Here is a 20,062-nt window from a genome sequence, read left to right on the forward strand (position 1 = left end):
TTATCACCTCATTTGCAAAGAAAAACTTGGCCGCCATAAGGAACCAAGTTCAGTCTTCACCCTATTTTTTCAGCTGTTGCTTTTGGCACAATAAATTCAATATGGCGATAAAGGTTTTCAAATTCACCCGGCAGCATGCCGCCGTATTCACCATCTAAATTTAATTGCATTTTATCTTTTACATCTACTTTCACGCGATTCGCTTTGGCGTAGATGACATTGTTATCATGAATATGCTCGCCTCTGAGTGCAAGGCTGACCACTCGAATGGCTTCTGCTAGATTGACCTTCTTTAGAATGATCAGGTCAAACATCCCATCATCTAAAATGGAATCTGGCGCTAGTTTTTCAAAGCCGCCTACTGAGTTTGTGAGTGAAACAAGAAACAGCATGATTTCTCCATGAAACAATTTGCCGTCATATTCAATTTCGACTTCTGTTGGGCGGATAGAAGGAAGCATCTCCATGCCTTTTAAATAATAAGCAAGCTGTCCAAGCATGGTCTTCAGCTTACTAGGCACCTCATAGGTGAGCTCTGTTAACCGGCCGCCGCCAGCAATATTAATAAAATAATGGCCATTGACTTTACCGATATCAAGCGGCTTTGCTACACCCTCAATAATGGCATCTGTCGCTTTCAAAACACCTTCTCGTGGAATTCCAAGTGCTCTTGCGAAATCATTTGTCGTTCCAACTGGAATAATTCCTAGTTTTGGTCTTTTTTCAAGCGGTGCTAGTCCGTTGACGACTTCATTGATCGTGCCGTCTCCACCTGCTGCTACAATTAAATCAAAATCTCTCTGTGCGGCTTTTTCTGCTGCTTGCGTGGCATCTCCTGCACATGTCGTCGCATGACAAGAAGTTTCATAGCCAGCTTGTTCAAATTTTTGCAAAACCTGCGGTAAATTCTTCTTGAAGAGTTCACGCCCAGATGTCGGATTGTATATAATTCGAGCACGTTTCATTCATCATCATCCTATATTCATTATGCAATCTATTTTCACCACTAACAACCTTTAATTATACTATGAGATTTGAAAATGGCAACAAAACAACCACCTAATTATGTGAAATCTCCTAGCCAATCTCTCTCAGCAAGAAAGCATTCTGATAAGATAAAAGTAAACACTGTAAAGGATGATATGCGATGAAAAAGCCTGTCTATTTTAATCATGACGGCGGTGTTGATGATCTCGTCTCTTTATTTCTTCTCCTTCAAATGGAACATGTGAAAGTCATTGGAATGTCTGTGATTCCTGCTGATTGTTATTTAGAGCCTGCTCTCAGTGCATCTCAAAAAATCATTGATCGCTTCAGTCCTTATGAAATTGAAGTTGCTGCTTCAACTTCTAGAGGCGTCAATCCATTTCCGAAGGAGTGGCGTATGCATGCTTTTTATGTAGATGCTCTGCCAATTTTAAATGAAAAAGGCACTGTTGATACAAAAGTGTCCAAGCTGCCAGCACACCTTCACCTGATTGAAACGGTTAAGAAGGCAAAAGAACCTGTCACCCTGCTCTTTACTGGTCCGCTCACAGATCTTGCACGCGCTTTAGAAGAAGATCCTTCGATCTCTAATAGAATTGAAAAATTGGTGTGGATGGGTGGAACGTTCCTTGAAAAAGGCAATGTTGAAGAGCCCGAGCATGATGGGACAGCAGAATGGAATGCCTTTTGGGACCCTTATGCTGTCAGCACTGTCTTTCAGGAACCGTTTCCTATTGAAATGGTCGCGCTTGAAAGTACAAATCAAGTCCCGCTTACACTTGATGTACGTCAGCGCTGGGCTTCTCTTCGTTCTTATATTGGAATAGATTTTATCGGACAGTGCTACGCCTTTTGTCCCCCGCTCATTCATCATGAAACGAACTCGACTTACTACTTATGGGACGTGCTAACAACGATTACTCTTGCTTCTACATCATTTACCCGTTCAAAAGAAGTGAACGCAATCGTTTATACCGAAACGCCTAGACAAGGTCGCACTGAAGAGCATCCAGATGGAAAATCAATTCAAGTGATTGACCATGTCGATCGTGATGCCTTTTTCCACGCATTTGAAGAGCTTATGAGAAAAGCTGTTTGTCAGATTTCAACATAAAAAAAGCCCCGCTCATTGGCGGGGCTTCCTCTTACTCTTCTTCTGCGTACTTTTTCTTACGTCTAAACTTGCTTAACATTTCATACACGATTGGAACGATAACCAATGTGAGAAGTGTAGAACTTGTTAAGCCGCCAATTACGGTAACACCAAGTCCTTTTGATACGATCTGGCTTCCGCCTTCAAATCCTAATGCGAGTGGTAGCAGTGCACCAATTGTCGCAAGTGCCGTCATTAAGATTGGACGTAATCTTGTTGTACCTGCTTCAAGTAACGCTTCTCTTGTTGAGAGACCTTCTTGTTCTTTATGAATCACTCGGTCAATCAAGACAATGGCATTAGTTACAACGATACCGATCAGCATGAGCAATCCAATCATGGCATTTAAGCTGATGGTTTCTTTTGCTATAAACAATCCAAGCAGTGCGCCAATAATCGTAAATGGCAGGGAGAAAAGAATCGCAAATGGTGCAAGACCTCCGCCAAATGTGATGACGAGAACGAGATACACAATGGCAATCGCTGCAAGCATTGCAAGGCCCAGCTGTGTAAAGGATTCCTCAATATCCGCACTTACGCCGCCTGTGTCAATCGTTACGCCAGATTTTAGATCAAGCTTGTCGACTTTCTTCTGAACATCCTGCGTTACACTTGAGACGTCGTCTGTTGTCATGTCACCAGACACTTCTGCGTAGATTTTTCCATCACGTTTTGTCACCGTATTTGCAGTCGTACCATCTTTTACTTTGACGACATCACCAATTCGGACTTCTTGCCCTGTTGGTGTGGTGATCTTTTTATTTTCTAAATCTTTTTTGCTCTTATATTCATCTTTTTCCGTTTGAAGCTTCACATCAAGTTCTTTGCCGTCCTCTGTGACTTTCGTCAGTGTTGTTTCACTATTTTGAGGTGCAATTGCTTGAGCGATTTGTGAAGCAGTTAGACCTAGTTTCGCTAGTTTTTCTTGATCTGCATTAAACGTATATTCATCGTATTTCTCAGATAAGCTTGTGCTGACATTTTTCAGGTTTTTCTCATCTTTTAAGATGTTCTCAACATCTTTTACTGTGCCTTCAATATCACTTGCTTTGTCCCCGTACACATAGTATGTCACGGTATTATTTGCACCAGCAGATGAGAAGTTTTGTGATTTCCATTCCCCTTTAGACGCTTTGTCTTGAAGGGCTTTGACCACCCGGTCTTTTTCTTTATCAAAGTTTGGCGTGTCATCATCATATTGTACGAAGAATAATGCACCGTTAGAGTTACCGCCAACACTTGCGGTCATGGCATTTGAAGAGCCTAGTGAATACTGAACTGTATTGACATGGTCACGTTTCATCAAATATTCTTCAGCTTTTTTCGTTTCATCAATTGCTTGCTCTCTCGTTTGTCCAGGTTCAGGTGTATATGTTACCATGGCCGTTTTCTCTGCTTCCTGTGGTAAGAAGCTGACACCGACAAGTGGTGCTAAGAATAAGCTTCCGACAAGCATAAGAATGGCAATTCCTGATGTGATCCATTTATGGTTGAGTGTCCAATTAAGTACACGTCTATAACCGCCAGCAAGTTTGCTTGGTTTATGCTCTTTTACTTTTTTCGCTGTGCCGTAGAGATTCTTTTTAAATAGACTGTGTGCCATCATTGGAACAATTGTAATAGCGACAAGCAGTGAAGCAAGCAACGCAAACACAATTGTTAGGGCAAATGGGATGAATAGTTCACCAATCATTCCACCTACTAATGCTAACGGTAAGAATACTGCAATTGTCACAATCGTCGAAGACATGATTGGGATAAACATTTCTTTTGTGGCTTCTCTGACGAGTGCCTTACCTTTTAACGGTTCATCCTTTAACGCCATTCGTCGATAGATATTTTCTATGACCACTATCGAGTCATCGACAACACGCCCGATGGCGACGGTCATGGCACCAAGTGTCATAATATTTAACGTGATATCCAGCTGATTTAATATTAAAACAGCAATCAACAGAGATAACGGAATGGAAATGACCGAAATTAATGTTGATTTGATATCTCGCAGGAACAACATAATGATAATGATCGCAAAGATTGCTCCGATGATCGCCTTGTTCAGCATTGTGCTGACAGACTCTTTAATCGGCTCTGCTTGATCATATGTGGTGCTTACTTTGATGCCTTTGTTGTCTTTTTTGAATTTCTCAAGCTCTTTTGTCACTTCTTCTGCTACACTCACTGTGTTGGCATCAGAGCCTTTGACAATTTGCAGACCGATACTGTCTTTTCCATTCGTTCTAGAGATCGATTCTGCATCTTTTACGACTTTAATATCTGCTATCTCAGATAGCTTGATCGTCGGCAGCTCTACAGATTGACTGCTTGCTGCACCTCCACCTGCTGGCTGCTGAGCTGCTGCTTGCTGCTGACTTGCACTTCCAGCCTGCTGCTCCGCACCTTGCGCACCTGGGTTTTCTGAACCGCTAGAAGGTGCTCCAGCTCCAGCGCTTCCCGCACCGCCGCCTGCACTTGGTGTGACTGGAATGCGCATGTTTTTCAAATCTTTGACGCTTAAAATATTGCCGTCCACGACAACTGATTTTTGTTTGTTGCCAAATGTGTATAGACCTAATGGTACATTCACATCAGAGCCTTTAATCATGTTTTGGACGGTATCTTCATCGAGACCGTATTCTTTTAATTTCTTTTGTTTAAACGAAAATTCTACTTCTTTGATTTGCTGTCCTGAAGTTTCGACAGAAGAGACACCGTCTAATCCTTGAAGTGAAGGAACGAGATCATTTTCTACTTTTTGTGTAAGGTCTTGTAATGATTCTTTATCACCAGAGACACTAAGGGCTAGGATTGGAATCGCATTAATACTAAAGCGTGCGATTTTAGGTTTTTCTGCATTTTCAGGGAAATCGATATTGCTAATCGCATCTTCAATTTCCTTTTTTGCTTCATCCATGTCTTTGTTGTAATCGTACTCGATTTGAATGGATGATGCATTTTCAAAAGAATTAGAAGTGACTACGCTGACCCCATTGAGGTTTTGAATCGACTTTTCAATTGGATCTGTCACCTTATCTGATACTTCGTCCGGCGTTGCGCCAGGGTACGTTGTAGAAACCGTAATGACTGGCGTGTTGATATTCGGGATTGATTCTTGTTTCATATTCAATCCGGCATATAGACCAGCAACTGTTACGATAATCGTCATGAGCCATACAGCGAACTTATTCTTTAACACAAAATTGATGATCGAATTCATTATATCCTCCATTTTCCTTTATGTATTGACTGACTGGTCATTCTATATCATAATAAACGGTGATATACAATGCCGTCAACCATTTCACTTGCGTTTGACGTAACATTCTAAAGCTGAAGGGGCCTTATTTCATGAACGAAAAAAAAGAAAAAATCATTAAAGCAAGCATCCAATTGTTTGCGAAAAAGGGTTTTTCTTCTACGACCATTCAGGAAATTGCAGATGAATGCGGAATATCAAAAGGCGCATTTTATTTACATTTCAAATCAAAAGAACAGCTTTTCAACCGAGCGTTTGAATATTATATCGACACTTCGATGCAAACTATCGAAATGATTCGAAAAGAGAATCAGCATCTCGCGCCGAGAGAGATCTTTCAGAAACAAATCGCTGAACAGTTTCAGCATTTTGCTGAGAACAAGGATTTTATCATTCTGATCCTCAGCGAGAACATTATTCCGGAAAACCAGCAGATTAAAAAGTATTCAAAAACTGTGAAAAAGCAAATGAACGATGAAATTCAAATTTCCATCTTGACGACTTATGGACAGGAGATCGAACCCTATATAACTGACCTGTCAGTCATGATTCAAGGAATTATTCAATCGTATGTGCAGGTTCTGCTTTTACAGGATCAAATGCAATTATCATTTAATGAGCTCTCATCCTTTATACTCGAACGGTTTGATGATCTGGTCCAAGGCTTGCTTCGTTCTCAGACGAAGCCGATTTTGAAGCAAGCCATTTGGGATGATGAAGCGCCGAGTGCTGCTTCCCTTCAGGAGGAGCTTCGTTCGTTAAAGCTTGATCATCTGCTTTCAGATGATACCGTTGTATCCATTGAAGTGATTGAAGAAGAGCTGGCAAAAGCTGAACCTCGTAAGCCAGTCATCCAAGGGATGCTGACGAATTTAGAAAAGTGTGAGGAACCTGCTGTTCTAAGAGCAGTGGAGCAATTGAAGCTATTTCTTCAGTAACATGACGTGCTGTTTTTCGATTTAGCTCACCTTTTCCCCTTCGAATGTGCACTTTCGCTTATGCTTCATTATAAGAAAAGATTCTCTAAATTGATATACGGCGGTGGTCTGAATCTATGATAAGACCCTGTCATTTCAAGCAAAAAAACCGCCTATTTCATCAGGCGGTTTTTTGCTATTTAACGTTTTTTGATTTCTTCAAGGAGAATCTTGTTCACCATCGGCGGGTTAGCTTGGCCCTTCGATGCTTTCATGATTTGTCCGACTAAGAAACCAATCGCGCGGTCTTTACCATTTTTAAAGTCTTCAATGGATTGCGGGTTGTTATCAAGTGCTTCTGTAACAAGTTTAAGCAGCGCACCTTCGTCAGAAATTTGGACAAGTCCTTTTTCATTGACGATTGTTTCTGCATCTCCCCCATTTTCAATGAGCTCTTTGAATACCTTTTTCGCAATCTTAGAGGAAATCGTTCCTTTTTCAATAAGCTTGATCATACCAGCCAGCCCTTGCGGCGTTAGCTTTGTATCGTCCAGCTCTTTTTGAGCAGAGTTTAAGTAAGCAGATACTTCACCCATGAGCCAGTTTGAAGCTTGCTTCGCTTCTGCACCTTCTGAAATGGTCGCTTCAAAGAAATCAGACATTTCTTTCGTCAGCGTGAGTACCATTGCATCGTATGCAGGGAGTCCAAGCTCATCAATATAGCGTTTGCGGCGCTCGTCTGGAAGCTCTGGGATCGATGCTCTTACGCGTTCTTTCCACTCGTCATCAATGTACAGCTCCACCAAATCCGGTTCTGGGAAGTAGCGGTAATCATCAGAGCCCTCTTTGACACGCATCAGGATCGTCTTTTTAGACGCTTCGTCATAACGACGGGTTTCCTGTTCGATCAAGCCGCCAGAAAGCAATACTTGCTCTTGACGCTTTTCTTCGAATTCAAGGCCTTTTTGTACGAAAGCGAATGAGTTTAAGTTTTTGAGCTCTGTCTTTGTACCAAACTCTTCACGGCCGATTGGGCGAAGAGAAATATTGGCATCACAGCGAAGTGAGCCTTCTTCCATCTTACAGTCAGAAACGCCTGTATATTGAATAATGGATTTTAATTTTTCTAAGTAGGCATACGCTTCTTCTGGAGTACGAATGTCTGGCTCAGATACGATTTCAACAAGCGGCGTGCCTTGACGGTTGAAATCGACGAGTGAGTAACCGTCACCTGTGTGCGTCAGTTTCCCTGCATCCTCTTCCAAATGGAGACGCGTAATACCGATTCGTTTTGTTTTGCCTTCTACTTCAATTTCAATCCAGCCGTTTTCACCGATCGGTTTATCAAATTGAGAAATTTGATACGCCTTTGGGTTATCAGGATAGAAATAGTTTTTACGGTCAAATTTTGTATCTGTTGCGATTTCACAGTTCAGCGCCATGGCCGCTTTCATCGCAAAGTTCACCGCTTCTTTGTTCAGTACAGGCAGTACGCCAGGATAGCCAAGGTCGATGACACTTGTTTGCGTGTTGGCAGCTGCACCAAAAGGTGTCGGCGAGCTTGAGAAAATTTTCGATTGTGTTTTTAGCTCTACGTGGACTTCAAGTCCAATTACCGTTTCAAAGTTCATTCTAATTCACCCCTTACAGTTCAGGTTTTGCTTTATGATGATCTGTTGCTTGCTCAAAAGCGTGAGCCACGCGGTACACTGTTCCTTCGTCAAAGTGCTTGCCGATGATTTGCAGTCCTAACGGAAGCCCATTTGCAAATCCACAAGGTACACTGATTCCTGGAACGCCTGCAAGGTTAACAGGGATCGTTAAAATATCGTTTGCATACATGGTCAGCGGGTCGCTTGTCTTTTCACCAATCTTAAATGCAGGAGTTGGTGTTGTTGGTCCTACAATGACATCATACTTTTCGAAAACATCTTCAAAGTCTTTTTTGATCAATGTACGGACTTTTTGTGCTTTTTTATAGTACGCATCATAATATCCTGAGCTTAGCGCGAATGTACCAAGCATGATGCGGCGCTTCACTTCGTCTCCGAAGCCTTCAGAACGAGTATTTTTGTATAAATCAATCAGGTTGTCTGCATTATCTGTACGGTAGCCATAGCGAATGCCGTCAAAACGAGCAAGGTTCGCAGATGCTTCTGAAGAAGACAGTAAGTAGTAAGTCGCAAGCGCATATTTAGAATGCGGAAGAGACACTTCTTCCCACGAAGCACCAAGTCCTTCTAATACTTTTAACGCTTGAAGAACAGATTCTTTTGCTTCCTCGCCAACGCCTTCGCCAAGGTATTCTTTCGGCACAGCAATTTTCAAGCCTTTGATGTCGCCAGTTAATGAAGAAAGAAAATCTGGGACATCGACATTTGCACTTGTTGCGTCCATTTGATCGACACCTGCAATGGCTTGAAGAACATATGCGTTGTCTTCTACATTACGTGTAATCGGACCAATTTGGTCTAATGATGAAGCAAATGCGATTAATCCGTATCTGGATACACGGCCATATGTCGGCTTAAGACCGACAACCCCGCAGAAAGATGCCGGCTGACGAATAGAACCGCCTGTATCTGATCCAAGTGAGAATGGTACTTCACCTGCTGCAACAGAAGCTGCTGATCCACCGCTTGATCCGCCTGGAACGGTATTTAAATTCCATGGGTTTTTCGTCGCTTTGAAGCCTGAGTTCTCCGTAGAAGATCCCATAGCAAATTCGTCCATATTTAATTTACCGATTGTGACTGCTTCTGCGTCTCTTAGGCGGTTCACAACGGTTGCATCATAAATAGGATCAAAGTTTTGCAGGATTTTACTTGAAGCTGTTGTACGCAAATCCTTTGTAACAATGTTATCTTTCACACCAATTGGCATACCGAACAATAGGCCAAGCTCGTCCTTTTCACCAACTGCCTCGTCCAATTCCTTTGCATACGCACGTGCTTTCTCTTCGTCCAGTGCAAGGAATGCTTGTACTTTTCCGTCTACTTCATTGATTCGTTTATAAGACTCGTCCACTAAATCAGAAACAGCCAGTTCCTTTTTATGTAAAAGCTCTTTTAATTCAGAAATTTTGTGATCAAACAGTGACATGTCTCGGGCCTCCTTTAGTCCAAAATTGATGGCACACGAATATAGCCGTCTTTATGATCAGGCGCGTTTTTGACGACTGCCTCAATGGAAAGACCTTTATTCGGAACATCTTCTCTCATGACGTTTTTCATTTTTAATACGTGTGTAGTAGGTTCAACGTTTTCCGTATCTACCTCGTTTAACTGCTCTGCAAATGAAATGATGCTATCAAGCTGTTCTGTAAACATCTCAGCTTCTTCTTCTGTAATCGCAAGCCTTGCTAAATGGGCAACGTGCTTGACTTCTTCTATTGAAATTCTTGACATGCAGGTTCACCTCCAAAAATGATGCGTACTCGTGGTCATGATCATAAGTCATATACACTTTATCATATCAAATTTTACTGTTCTAAAGCAACTTTACGCAGGCTTCAGAAGGTAGCCATTCTCCCCATCACCCTTAAAACCAGAAAGTATGAAAATGATTTGTATCAGAAGTTGATTATTTATCAGAAAATTTTTTCTTTTAAATGTTTTTGATAACGCTTACATATAGATTCTTATCAATCATTTACGCATTTTTTTATGTAAGAAAGAGGTTTAAGAAGGTTGATCAGCAGGGAATACTCTGTTAGGTTAAGTAACCATAGCAGTGAGCAGACAGACGATTTGAATGTTCTTGTATATTTTGAATGAGGTGATGTCAAATTAATACGAAAAAGGTGATATGGAAACATGAGTATTGAGATTGGAATTTCTCTAGCTATTTATTTTATTGGAATGCTGGCCATTGGCTGGTATGCATTTAGAAAAACAAATGACTTAAATGATTATATGTTGGGCGGACGCGGGCTGGGTCCTTACGTGACAGCTCTATCTGCTGGTGCTTCAGATATGAGCGGCTGGATGCTCATGGGGCTTCCAGGCGCGATGTATACAACAGGGCTTTCGTCAGGATGGCTTGCTGTTGGTTTGATTAGTGGGGCTTACTTGAATTATCTATTTTTAGCTCCTCGCTTACGATCGTATACTGAGGTTGCTGATGATGCGATCACCATTCCAGACTTTTTTGACAAACGATTTAAAGATTCTTCTACTTTATTAAAAGCTGTCTCAGCTGTCATTATTATGATTTTCTTTACACTGTACACCTCATCAGGTATGGTATCTGGCGGTCGTTTATTCGAATCTGCGTTTGGTGCCAATTATATATTTGGTTTAATTTTAACCTCTAGTATCGTGATCTTATACACTTTATTCGGCGGCTTTTTGGCAGTGAGCTTAACTGATTTTGTTCAAGGAGCCATTATGTTTTTAGCATTAGTGCTCGTGCCGATCGTTGCCTTTACTCAATTAGGTGGCCCAATTGCCACGTATCAAGATATCCAACAAATTGATCCAAAATTGCTTGATATATTCAGAGGAACGAGCGTCATTGGCATTATTTCCTTCTTAGCATGGGGGCTTGGTTACTTTGGACAGCCGCACATCATTGTTCGATTCATGGCCATTACGACTGTAAAAGATTTAAAACCAGCACGTCGTATCGGGATGAGCTGGATGATTGTGTCTGTTATTGGTTCACTGTCTGTTGGATTAGTCGGTGTCGCTTATGTACATGAGACTAGTACCACTTTAGCAGATCCAGAAACCATCTTTATTGTGTTTTCTAAAGTGTTATTCCACCCGTATATTACTGGATTTTTACTCTCTGCTATTTTAGCTGCGATTATGAGTTCGATCTCTTCACAGCTGCTTGTGACTGCAAGTGCCATGACAGAGGATTTATACCGAACCTTCTTTAGAAGAAAAGCGTCAGACAAAGAACTAGTGATGATTGGGCGTATGTCTGTATTGGTGGTTGCCATTATCGCGCTTTGTCTTTCACTTAATCCAAGTGATACCATTCTTGACCTTGTTGGTTATGCTTGGGCAGGCTTTGGATCTTCATTTGGTCCAGTCATCCTTCTATGCCTATATTGGAAGCGAATGAACCATCACGGTGCACTTGCAGGAATGGTTGTAGGGGCAGTTGTAGTGTTAACATGGATTTCAACCGGCTTGAATAATACAACTGGCTTGTACGAAATGGTTCCAGGATTTATTTTGAGTGGTTTGACTGCCATCATTGTCAGCCTCTTGACCAATAAACCATCTAAAGCTTCTAAGAAACTGTTTACCAAAATGGAAAATCATCTTGAAGAAGAATCAAAATAAAGAATTGAAGAGTCATCTGCCCAATGCGGATGACTCTCTTTTTAAATAAAATAAAAAGCTTTTCTTTCTTCAGAAACTGAATAAAATAAGAGTTGTGCAGCTATATGGGCTGTGAGAAGATCATATACATGTTGTGAAACGTACATGAAGTGAAAGGAGCGATACGCATGTTTTGGACAATTGAATGGGATACAGTCTTAAAATTAGCCGTGGCCACCTTAATCGGTCTGATTATCGGGCTTGAACGAGAGCTGAAGAAAAAGCCCCTCGGCTTAAAAACGTGTATTGTCATTGCTGTCAGCTCCTGCGTCTTAACCATCATCAGCATTGATGCAGCCTACAATTTCCCTCGAGTCTCTAAGCTTCAAATGGACCCACTCAGGTTACCGGCGCAAATTATATCAGGTGTTGGTTTTATTGGAGCAGGTGTAATTCTTCGAAAAAGCAATGATGTCATCTCAGGTCTCACGACTTCTGCGATGATCTGGGGAGCAGCAGGACTTGGGGTTGCAACAGGTGCAGGGTTTTATAAAGAAGCCTTCCTCAGTCTTTTCTTTATTCTCATTAGTGTTGAATTTCTACCATGGCTCTTCCAGCGGATCGGACCGATTCGCCTGCAGGAAAAAGAAATCCGCATCAGAATGTCTCTTTCTGATCGAAACCGCATGACCGATATTTTAAAAGAAATGAAAGCCCTCAATATCCGTATTCATTCTGTTCGAATTGATGATTTAAAGGAAAAGGATTATCCGATCATGGAAGTACGCGTACGTGTGCATAAAGACCGCTATACAACCGATGTGTACTTTGATATTAAAGATCTAGAAGGCGTCGTTGGCGTGAAGTGTGATACGGTGTAGTCATAAAAAACCCCTTGCTGTTTGACACAGCAAGGGGTTTCTTTTATCGGGCCAGCTGTTGAAAGTCAAAAGGAGTAATTGGTGTTTTTTGCTCAATTTCCTTTCGAAAACATGACAGCATGGCTTTTTGGTCAGAAGTCATTGTTTGGAGATCAAATGCTTGATGTAAAAGCCCATAAATAAGCATATGACGCAGCATGAGAAAATCAGGAATTGTTGCCAGCCACGCGTCATCAAGCTCATTTTCCTGTCGATAGCCTTTTAGAAAATGACTCATAAATTCTGCCGTAAATTCAGCTTTATCATCATATGGAATCACTGGATACCAAAGAACATTGTATAGCAAAATACTAATATCATTGATAAACCAGTGATATCCAATATCATCAAAATCGAATGCGATAATCTCTCCTTGATGATAATGGAAGTTTCCATGATGCAAATCAGCATGCACCAGCCCATACACATCCTTCGAAATTCGGAGCTGGTGAAGCTTTTGCATCAGTTCATCTTTTCTTCGCAAAACAACCGTTTGATCAGACGGAATATATTGATCCAGCTTTAATTGCTCCTCTTCATACCACTCTTGACGCTTATAAAGAGGATCTTTTACTTGATATCGTTTTGTTATTTGATGCATTCGTCCTGTATAGGACCCTAACGCTTCAAACAGCTTCCCATTCCAATCTCCTTCATTCACTTTTCTCCCTGGTGCTTTTTCATACACACGAAGTAAAAATGCGCCTCCGGCTTGATCAGGAATGGTTTCAACGTCTTTTCCTCTTGCTGATGAAATCGGCTTTGCTACGGAAATACCATGATGAGCCAGGAATCGAATCCAGTCCATTTCTCCTAAAATATATGTGGGTGAACGACGAATGGTATGGGTGATTTTTAATATATAATTCTCCCCATTCATTGCCTTATATTCATACACATAATTTTCTGCATCGGCTAGAAATGTGACTTGGTCAAGCTGAAAGTCATACAAATGAGCCGCTTTCTTTAAGACTTTCTGTTCATCGTATCGTGCTTTTACTTCTTTATGCATGCTGATTCTCCTTTATCGTCTTTTTAAATGTTCTTGACGGTAATCAGCATTATACGAGCATCAACATACCTGCCTTTCTTCTTGGTTTCTCCTAATATTTTGACAAGAGTTTGGAAATCCCTCTTATTTAGTCATATATATGAACAGTCGGTTCTTTGTCTTCAGCATTTTTCGTAATCAAGGCTTCTTGTTGATCAGAAGATGTAATGTTGATTTCGATATTGGTACTCTTGTAGTAATCCATGACTTCACCGGTTAAATATTGTGTGAAGGCTACGACTTCCGTTTTTCCATAGAACTGCATTGGAATTTCGATTTTCATTTTTTGCAGGTTGCCGTTTTTGTAAAAGCCTTTTCCTACAACACCAGTATAATTCGGGAAGTAGTCTTCGACCTTTGTCTTGAAGCGGTCAAATCGCTCTGAATCATCTTTGTAGCTGCTTTTCGCATTATCTGAAGGGAAGAATACATTCTCCTCATTGATCGTATCCCAATTTCCGATATCAGCGGAGCCTGCTTTCACATCCGTTTTGGCGATAAAGTTACCTGGAACGATAGATGATTTTGGTGCTTGCTTATAAAGGGCAATCATGACAGGCACTTTTTGCAGTCCGTCCATTTGACGAATGCGCTTGACCACTTGTTCAGCGATTTTTTCACCCTCTGCCAAAAGTTTCTTTGAATTTTTCGATGAATCGATGGTCACCTCTTGCTGCGGGTCACCGATCTTTTCACGGTAATAATAAACAGAGTTCAGTGCAAGACCAATGACAACTCCGCCAAGCTGTAAGCTGTTTTTGTCTTTTCGAATTAAGTAATTATGCTCTAGCATGGAAGCTAAGTAGATGGGACTATTTTCATTTTTAGACTTTGTTGAACCTGAGTTTGGAAGAGCAGGATTTAAGCCTAGATTCTTAAAGTCTTTATCTTCTTTTTCTGCCTTTTTCAGATCACTGCCTGTTTTTTTGCGTGCCAGCCAGCTGAGAACGGTGTCCTCATCTAAATGCTGTCCTTCTTGGAAAAGATAGTCGTTAGTATTAAATGACTCTGTTGCAAGACGCATGAGTCCTGTTTCAAATTCATCAATGTCCAAGCGTGTGTTGAGACGCTCCGCTGTTAAACCTCTCGCAGCTCCTTGTTTAAACGGCAGTACCATTTTGTAATAGGAGTCTGAGATATTGTACATCGGGATGATGGCTGTTTCCTTTGTTTCCTTCGTTTCATCCGTTTTTTGTGTGACCTCTTCCTCTTCCTTTCCCCCAAAAGGTGCACACGCTGACAATACCAGTGTGAGCATTGTCAGCAGCAATAACAACTTTTTCAATAGAAAACACTCCTCTTATTTCTTTAGCTCCTCGAGCATTTTAGCTTCGTCCCAAATTTCAATATTGAGTTCTTCTGCCTTTGTCAGCTTACTCCCCGCTGCTTCTCCGGCAATGACTAGATCTGTTTTTTTACTCACACTACCTGCCAGCTTGCCGCCTACCGCTTCGATCGCTGCTTTTGCATCGTTTCGAGCCATTTCTTCTAACTTTCCTGTCAGCACAATGGTTTTTCCTGCAAAGTAGGAATCACTTTCTTCTGCTTTTACCGGCTTTGGTCCTGTATAGGTCATATTGACTCCAAGCTCTTTTAGTTCGTTTAGCAGATCGAGTATTTCTTCTTTCTCAAAGTACGTAACGACGGCATCAGCCATTTTTTCACCAATTTCGTCGACTTCAAGTAATTGTTCTTTCGTTGCTTGCTTTAATTGATCGATGTTTTCGAAATGCATCGCCAAGGTCTTTGCCGCCTTTGAACCAATAAATCGAATGCCGAGTCCAAATAGTAAACGCTCAAGAGAGTTTTCTTTCGACTGCTCAATCGAACGCAGTAAATTGTCGACAGATTTTTCGCCCATTCGTTCAAGCTGAATGAGCTCTTCTTTCGTTAAACGGTAAAGGTCTGACACACGAGAGACTAGCTGTTCCTTGAAGAGCTGTGTAATGACCCTCTCGCCAAGCCCATCAATATTCATTGCATTACGGGAAACGAAGTGAATGAGTCCCTCACGTATTTGGGCAGGACATTCTGGATTGATACATCGCAAGGCCACTTCGCCTTCGATTCGCACCAGCTCACTATGACACTCTGGACATTCAGTTGGCATGTGAAACGGCTTTTCTTCACCTGTACGCTGATCGACAAGGACACCTGCGACTTCAGGAATAATATCGCCGGCTTTTTTCACAATCACCTGATCAAAATAGCGAATATCCTTTTCTTTGATCAAATCTTCATTATGAAGAGACGCACGCTGTACTGTCGTCCCTGCTACCTTGACAGGCTCAAGAATTGCTGTTGGTGTAATCACGCCTGTACGTCCGACACTTAGTTCAATATCAAGCAGCTTCGTTACGACCTCTTCAGCCGGAAACTTGTACGCAACTGCCCAGCGCGGGCTTTTTGCTGTAAAGCCGAGTTCTTCCTGCTGAGCCAGTGAATCGACTTTAATGACAATTCCATCGATTTCATATGAAAAATCGGCACGCTTTACTTTTAATGTTTCAATAAGGTCGATGACTTCTTCGATCGTTTGGCACATCCGTCTTTCTTTGTTTGTTTTAAAGCCAAGTTCGTCGAGAAGATCAAGTCCTGCGCTTTGCGTTTCAACACCAATTTCATCAAGCTCCGCTATACTGTAGACGAATATATCAAGGTTTCGTTTCGCTGCAATTTTCGTATCAAGCTGACGAAGTGAACCTGCAGCCGCATTACGCGGGTTTGCAAACGGCTCTTCTTCGTTTTGTATTCTTTTTTCATTTAATGCTTCAAAAGAAGGTTTTGGCATAAATGCCTCGCCTCTCACTTCAATCGACAGAGGGCGTTTGATTTTAAGTGGGATGGAACGAATCGTTTTGAGGTTTTCAGTAATATCCTCCCCCGTTGTTCCATCTCCGCGTGTCGCTCCTCGGACAAACACGCCATTTTCATAACGGAGAGAAACAGCGAGTCCATCAATTTTCAGCTCGACATTGTAAGCGACATCGTCACCGACTGCTTGACGAACCCGGCGGTCAAAATCAAGAAGGTCCTGTTCATTAAACGCATTCCCAAGGCTGAGCATCGGTGTGCCGTGACGCACTTTTTGGAAGGCGTCTAAAACAGCGCCGCCTACTCTTTGTGAAGGAGAATCCGCTGATTTTAAATCAGGGTGTTCTTCCTCCAGAGAGATCAGCTCACGCATCCGCGCATCATATTCAGCGTCAGGAACACTTGGACGATCAAGTGTATGATATTCGTAGTTGTATTGATTCAAAATCTGGTGCAGTTCCTCGATCCGGCGTTTCGCTGCTTCTTTATCCATCTGCTTCTTCCTTTCAATTCATCCGTTTTGTCCTATCAGTTTATTGCTTCTCGATTGGTGCAAATGCTGCGAGAAGACGCTTAATGCCTGTAGGGCTTGGGAACGCAATGTCAAGCTCTGTGCTGTCTCCGCTGCCTTTCACACTGACAACCGTACCAACGCCCCATTTTTTATGTGCCGCTTTATCGCCCACAGCCCAGCCAATACTGCCGCCGCCTGTGTTTTGAATGGTTTGTGTTTGCGGACGTGAGACAGGTCCCCGTCTTTGCGGTCTTTCTCTTGTTTGGCCAAACGTTGTTTTTGTTTCTTTTTTCTCATTTAGGTTGTCCAATAAATCGGCTGGTATTTCTCGAATGAATCTTGATTCAAGGTTCATGTTCGTCCGGCCGAAAAGTGTTCTCATTTTTGCACTTGATAAATAAAGCTCTTCTTCAGCCCGTGTGATGCCTACATAAGCGAGGCGGCGCTCTTCTTCCATCTCTGCATCTTCCATTAATGAACGGCTGTGCGGGAAGACACCCTCCTCCATTCCCATTAAGAAAACAACAGGGAATTCCAGACCTTTTGCAGCGTGAAGTGTCATTAAGATGACGGCATCCTGATCTTCTTCTTCATTCTCATCCAGCTTATCAATGTCTGCGACGAGGGCGAGATCTGTCAGGAAGGTCACAAGTGACTTGTCCTCATTCTGTTCTTCAAAGTTCTTAGTGACGGATAGAAACTCGTCAATATTTTCTAAGCGGCTTTGTGCTTCAATGGTTTTTTCGAGCTTCAGCGCTTCACGATAGCCTGTTTTCTCTAGAATTTCTTCTGTTAATTCAGTGACAGATAAATAGTCCTGCATGTTCGTCATTTGATCAATGAGCTGTTTGAACTCATCAAGCGCATTGGCTGCCCGTGCACTCAGTCCAATGAAATCCACCTGACCAAGTGCTTCAAACATAGACAGATCATTCATCTCCGCATATGCTGCAATTTTATCAACAGATGTCGCCCCGATTCCGCGCTTTGGTACGTTGACAATTCGTGCAAAACTAATATCGTCATCTGGGTTTGCCACTAGGCGTAAGTATGCCAAAATGTCTTTGATCTCTTTTCTGTCATAGAACTTCGTGCCGCCGACAATGTTGTATTGAATGTTGGCTTTCATTAACGTTTCCTCTATGACACGAGACTGGGCATTTGTCCGGTAAAGGATGGCAAAATCGGATAATTTGCGCTTTCCGCTCTGATGAAGCTGACGAATCTTTCCTGCGACAAATTGACCTTCACCAAATTCATTATCTGCACGATAATAGGCAATCTTCGCTCCTTCATCATTTTCTGTCCAAAGATTTTTCGGCTTCCGGTTTGCATTGTTTTGAATAACCGTATTTGCGGCATGCAAAATGCGTTTCGTCGATCTGTAATTTTGCTCAAGCAGAATCACTTCACTGGATGGATAATCTTTTTCAAAGGAGAGAATGTTTGTAATATCCGCTCCTCGCCAGCGATAAATAGACTGATCCGAGTCACCGACAACACATATATTTTGAAAACGCTGCGCGAGCAGTTTCACAAGCATGTACTGTGCTCTGTTCGTATCCTGATACTCATCCACATGAATATATTGGAATTTCCGCTGATAGTGCTCTAATACTTCAGGAATGCGCTCAAACAGACGAATTGTCATCATAATTAAATCATCAAAGTCGAGTGATTGGTTTTTGAGTAAACGCTTTTGATAATCTGTATAGACATCACTGACCACTTGATCATAGAAATCACCGGCTGTTTTGGCGTATTCCTCTGCGTCAATGAGTTCGTTTTTTGCACTGCTGATTGATCCTAAAATACTGCGCGGGTCAAACTTTTTAGGATCGATATTCCGTTCTTTTAAAATGTTTTTGATGACTGAAAGCTGGTCAGATGTGTCTAAAATAGAGAAGTTGCGATTCACACCAATGCGGTCAATATCGCGTCTTAAAATACGGACACACATGCTGTGGAACGTAGAGATCCAAATGTCATCTGCGCCAGGCCCTAAAATAGCCTGGACACGTTCACGCATTTCACGTGCTGCTTTATTCGTAAATGTAATCGCTAAAATGTTCCACGGCGCCACATGCTTTTCTGCCATTAAGTAGGCAATTCGATGTGTGAGCACCCGTGTCTTCCCGCTTCCTGCTCCTGCCATCAACAATAAAGGACCGTCTGTTGCTTTGACTGCTTCTTTCTGTGCGTCATTCAGCCCTTCTAATAGATGATTCGATATTTCATTCATTCCATTCACCGCCAATTCGAACTTATGTTCTATTTTAACCCGTTTCGTCTTATTTGACTATGATGACTTTTTGACTGCTTCGACTGTCTTTAATGCTTCTTTGAAATTGTCATAAATGACGTTTCCTACAACCACGACGTCTGCATGCTGGGAGAAGTCTTTTGCCTGCTTAGCGTTCTGAATGCCGCCGCCATAAAAAAGAACTGTTTCATCAAGCACTGCTTTTGTTTCTTTGACAAGCTCTATGTCTCCAAGCGTTCCGCTGTATTCCAGATAAAAAATGGGCAGCTTCATCAAATGCTCTGCCACTCTTGCATATGCCCTGACGTCATCGATATCCAGCGCTGTATTTGCCTCTGTGAGCTTGGCCGCTTTACAATCTTCATTTAAGATGACATAACCTTCAGGCACAATCTCTTCCATTGACATCAAATCACCGAATTCCTTCATTGCGTCCTTATGCAGCCCAACAATCCAGTCAGGGTGAGAGCTGTTTAAAACGGTCGGGATGAAATACAGATCAAAGCCAGGCACAATCATCTCATGTGTGGAGATTTCGAGCACACATGGCACTAGAAACCGGCGGACCTTTGACATCAATTGAAGCACATTGTCCTCTGTCACATGATCACTTCCGCCAATCAATATGGCATCCGTCCCAGATTCGCAAATCGCTTCTAGCTGTTCATCGGAAATTTCTTTATTTGGATCGAGTTTAAAGACATGCTTCCACTCGGTAACATCATACATGAAAAACGTTCCTCCATTCGTTTCATTCCATTTAAATATTATAACAAAATCAGTGTCTGCAAAAAATGGGTAACCTCCTTTAGCTAAAAGTTTCATTCTTTTGAAAATGGGTGGCGTAATTTAAAGATTTAGAAACAAAAAAGCAGATGCTAAGCATCTGCTTCAGCTTGTAGACAAAGTCT

The 20,062-nt window shown here is 41.9% G+C and carries 14 protein-coding genes; 4 read left to right on the top strand and 10 right to left on the bottom strand.

What is annotated here, in order from left to right:
- Positions 1-56 precede the first annotated feature (56 nt).
- Positions 57-965 (bottom strand): diacylglycerol kinase, encoded by a 909-nt coding sequence (locus AWT60_RS10870; protein WP_024424554.1) that lies wholly within the window; start codon positions 963-965, stop codon positions 57-59.
- Between the two features lie 182 nt (positions 966-1,147).
- Between AWT60_RS10870 and AWT60_RS10875 the strand changes: the two genes are divergently transcribed.
- The gene (locus tag AWT60_RS10875; protein ID WP_076841116.1) at positions 1,148-2,101 is read left to right on the top strand and encodes a nucleoside hydrolase; all 954 of its coding nucleotides are present in this window, start codon (positions 1,148-1,150) and stop codon (positions 2,099-2,101) included.
- A gap of 31 nt (positions 2,102-2,132) precedes the next feature.
- Here AWT60_RS10875 and AWT60_RS10880 read toward each other — a convergent pair whose 3' ends face one another.
- Entirely contained in the window at positions 2,133-5,357 is a 3,225-nt protein-coding gene (locus AWT60_RS10880; RefSeq protein WP_218677246.1) for an efflux RND transporter permease subunit, read from the bottom strand.
- Positions 5,358-5,488: 131 nt separating this feature from the next.
- Between AWT60_RS10880 and AWT60_RS10885 the strand changes: the two genes are divergently transcribed.
- Positions 5,489-6,334 carry a TetR/AcrR family transcriptional regulator gene (locus AWT60_RS10885; RefSeq protein ID WP_218677247.1) on the top strand — a complete coding sequence of 282 codons (846 nt, stop codon included), beginning with the start codon at positions 5,489-5,491 and terminating at the stop codon, positions 6,332-6,334.
- A gap of 179 nt (positions 6,335-6,513) precedes the next feature.
- On the opposite strand, the gene gatB is transcribed toward AWT60_RS10885, so the two are convergent.
- Genes gatB through gatC form a run of 3 tightly spaced genes read right to left on the bottom strand, consistent with a single transcriptional unit; the run spans position 6,514 to position 9,720 of the window.
- Positions 6,514-7,944, bottom strand: coding sequence for an Asp-tRNA(Asn)/Glu-tRNA(Gln) amidotransferase subunit GatB (gatB, locus tag AWT60_RS10890; RefSeq protein WP_218677248.1), 1,431 nt, complete (start codon positions 7,942-7,944; stop codon positions 6,514-6,516).
- 13 nt (positions 7,945-7,957) lie between these two features.
- The gene (gene gatA, locus AWT60_RS10895) at positions 7,958-9,415 is read right to left on the bottom strand and encodes an Asp-tRNA(Asn)/Glu-tRNA(Gln) amidotransferase subunit GatA (RefSeq protein ID WP_218677249.1); all 1,458 of its coding nucleotides are present in this window, start codon (positions 9,413-9,415) and stop codon (positions 7,958-7,960) included.
- Positions 9,416-9,429: 14 nt separating this feature from the next.
- The gene (gene gatC / locus AWT60_RS10900) at positions 9,430-9,720 is read right to left on the bottom strand and encodes an Asp-tRNA(Asn)/Glu-tRNA(Gln) amidotransferase subunit GatC (protein WP_024424549.1); all 291 of its coding nucleotides are present in this window, start codon (positions 9,718-9,720) and stop codon (positions 9,430-9,432) included.
- Between the two features lie 408 nt (positions 9,721-10,128).
- Here gatC and putP point away from each other — a divergent pair, with 408 nt between their 5' ends.
- Positions 10,129-11,610, top strand: coding sequence for a sodium/proline symporter PutP (putP, locus tag AWT60_RS10905; RefSeq protein WP_041108664.1), 1,482 nt, complete (start codon positions 10,129-10,131; stop codon positions 11,608-11,610).
- 167 nt (positions 11,611-11,777) lie between these two features.
- Entirely contained in the window at positions 11,778-12,470 is a 693-nt protein-coding gene (locus tag AWT60_RS10910; protein ID WP_024424547.1) for an MgtC/SapB family protein, read from the top strand.
- 43 nt (positions 12,471-12,513) lie between these two features.
- On the opposite strand, the gene AWT60_RS10915 is transcribed toward AWT60_RS10910, so the two are convergent.
- From AWT60_RS10915 to pcrB, 5 genes are all read right to left on the bottom strand, one after another.
- The gene (locus tag AWT60_RS10915; protein WP_163115649.1) at positions 12,514-13,521 is read right to left on the bottom strand and encodes a phosphotransferase enzyme family protein; all 1,008 of its coding nucleotides are present in this window, start codon (positions 13,519-13,521) and stop codon (positions 12,514-12,516) included.
- A gap of 127 nt (positions 13,522-13,648) precedes the next feature.
- On the bottom strand, positions 13,649-14,845 hold the full coding sequence (locus AWT60_RS10920) for a CamS family sex pheromone protein (RefSeq protein ID WP_163115650.1): 1,197 nt from the start codon (positions 14,843-14,845) through the stop codon (positions 13,649-13,651).
- Between the two features lie 15 nt (positions 14,846-14,860).
- The gene (gene ligA / locus AWT60_RS10925; RefSeq protein WP_218677250.1) at positions 14,861-16,867 is read right to left on the bottom strand and encodes an NAD-dependent DNA ligase LigA; all 2,007 of its coding nucleotides are present in this window, start codon (positions 16,865-16,867) and stop codon (positions 14,861-14,863) included.
- Between the two features lie 40 nt (positions 16,868-16,907).
- Positions 16,908-19,130: a DNA helicase PcrA gene (gene pcrA / locus AWT60_RS10930; RefSeq protein ID WP_087976386.1), complete on the bottom strand. Its 2,223-nt coding sequence runs from the start codon at positions 19,128-19,130 to the stop codon at positions 16,908-16,910.
- A gap of 57 nt (positions 19,131-19,187) precedes the next feature.
- Complete coding sequence (gene pcrB, locus AWT60_RS10935; protein ID WP_041108669.1) at positions 19,188-19,880, bottom strand: heptaprenylglyceryl phosphate synthase; 693 nt, start codon at positions 19,878-19,880, stop codon at positions 19,188-19,190.
- Positions 19,881-20,062 lie beyond the last annotated feature (182 nt).

The organism is Bacillus sp. F2HM (assembly GCF_019266135.1).
GTDB lineage: Bacteria > Bacillota > Bacilli > Bacillales > Bacillaceae > Bacillus > Bacillus safensis.

Coding starts and splice junctions, on each gene's coding strand:
- AWT60_RS10870 (WP_024424554.1), bottom strand. CDS start 965: ATGAAACGTGCTCGAATTATATACAATCCGACATCTGGGCGTGAACTC.
- AWT60_RS10875 (WP_076841116.1), top strand. CDS start 1,148: ATGAAAAAGCCTGTCTATTTTAATCATGACGGCGGTGTTGATGATCTC.
- AWT60_RS10880 (WP_218677246.1), bottom strand. CDS start 5,357: ATGAATTCGATCATCAATTTTGTGTTAAAGAATAAGTTCGCTGTATGG.
- AWT60_RS10885 (WP_218677247.1), top strand. CDS start 5,489: ATGAACGAAAAAAAAGAAAAAATCATTAAAGCAAGCATCCAATTGTTT.
- gatB (WP_218677248.1), bottom strand. CDS start 7,944: ATGAACTTTGAAACGGTAATTGGACTTGAAGTCCACGTAGAGCTAAAA.
- gatA (WP_218677249.1), bottom strand. CDS start 9,415: ATGTCACTGTTTGATCACAAAATTTCTGAATTAAAAGAGCTTTTACAT.
- gatC (WP_024424549.1), bottom strand. CDS start 9,720: ATGTCAAGAATTTCAATAGAAGAAGTCAAGCACGTTGCCCATTTAGCA.
- putP (WP_041108664.1), top strand. CDS start 10,129: ATGAGTATTGAGATTGGAATTTCTCTAGCTATTTATTTTATTGGAATG.
- AWT60_RS10910 (WP_024424547.1), top strand. CDS start 11,778: ATGTTTTGGACAATTGAATGGGATACAGTCTTAAAATTAGCCGTGGCC.
- AWT60_RS10915 (WP_163115649.1), bottom strand. CDS start 13,521: ATGCATAAAGAAGTAAAAGCACGATACGATGAACAGAAAGTCTTAAAG.
- ligA (WP_218677250.1), bottom strand. CDS start 16,867: ATGGATAAAGAAGCAGCGAAACGCCGGATCGAGGAACTGCACCAGATT.
- pcrA (WP_087976386.1), bottom strand. CDS start 19,130: ATGAATGAAATATCGAATCATCTATTAGAAGGGCTGAATGACGCACAG.
- pcrB (WP_041108669.1), bottom strand. CDS start 19,880: ATGTATGATGTTACCGAGTGGAAGCATGTCTTTAAACTCGATCCAAAT.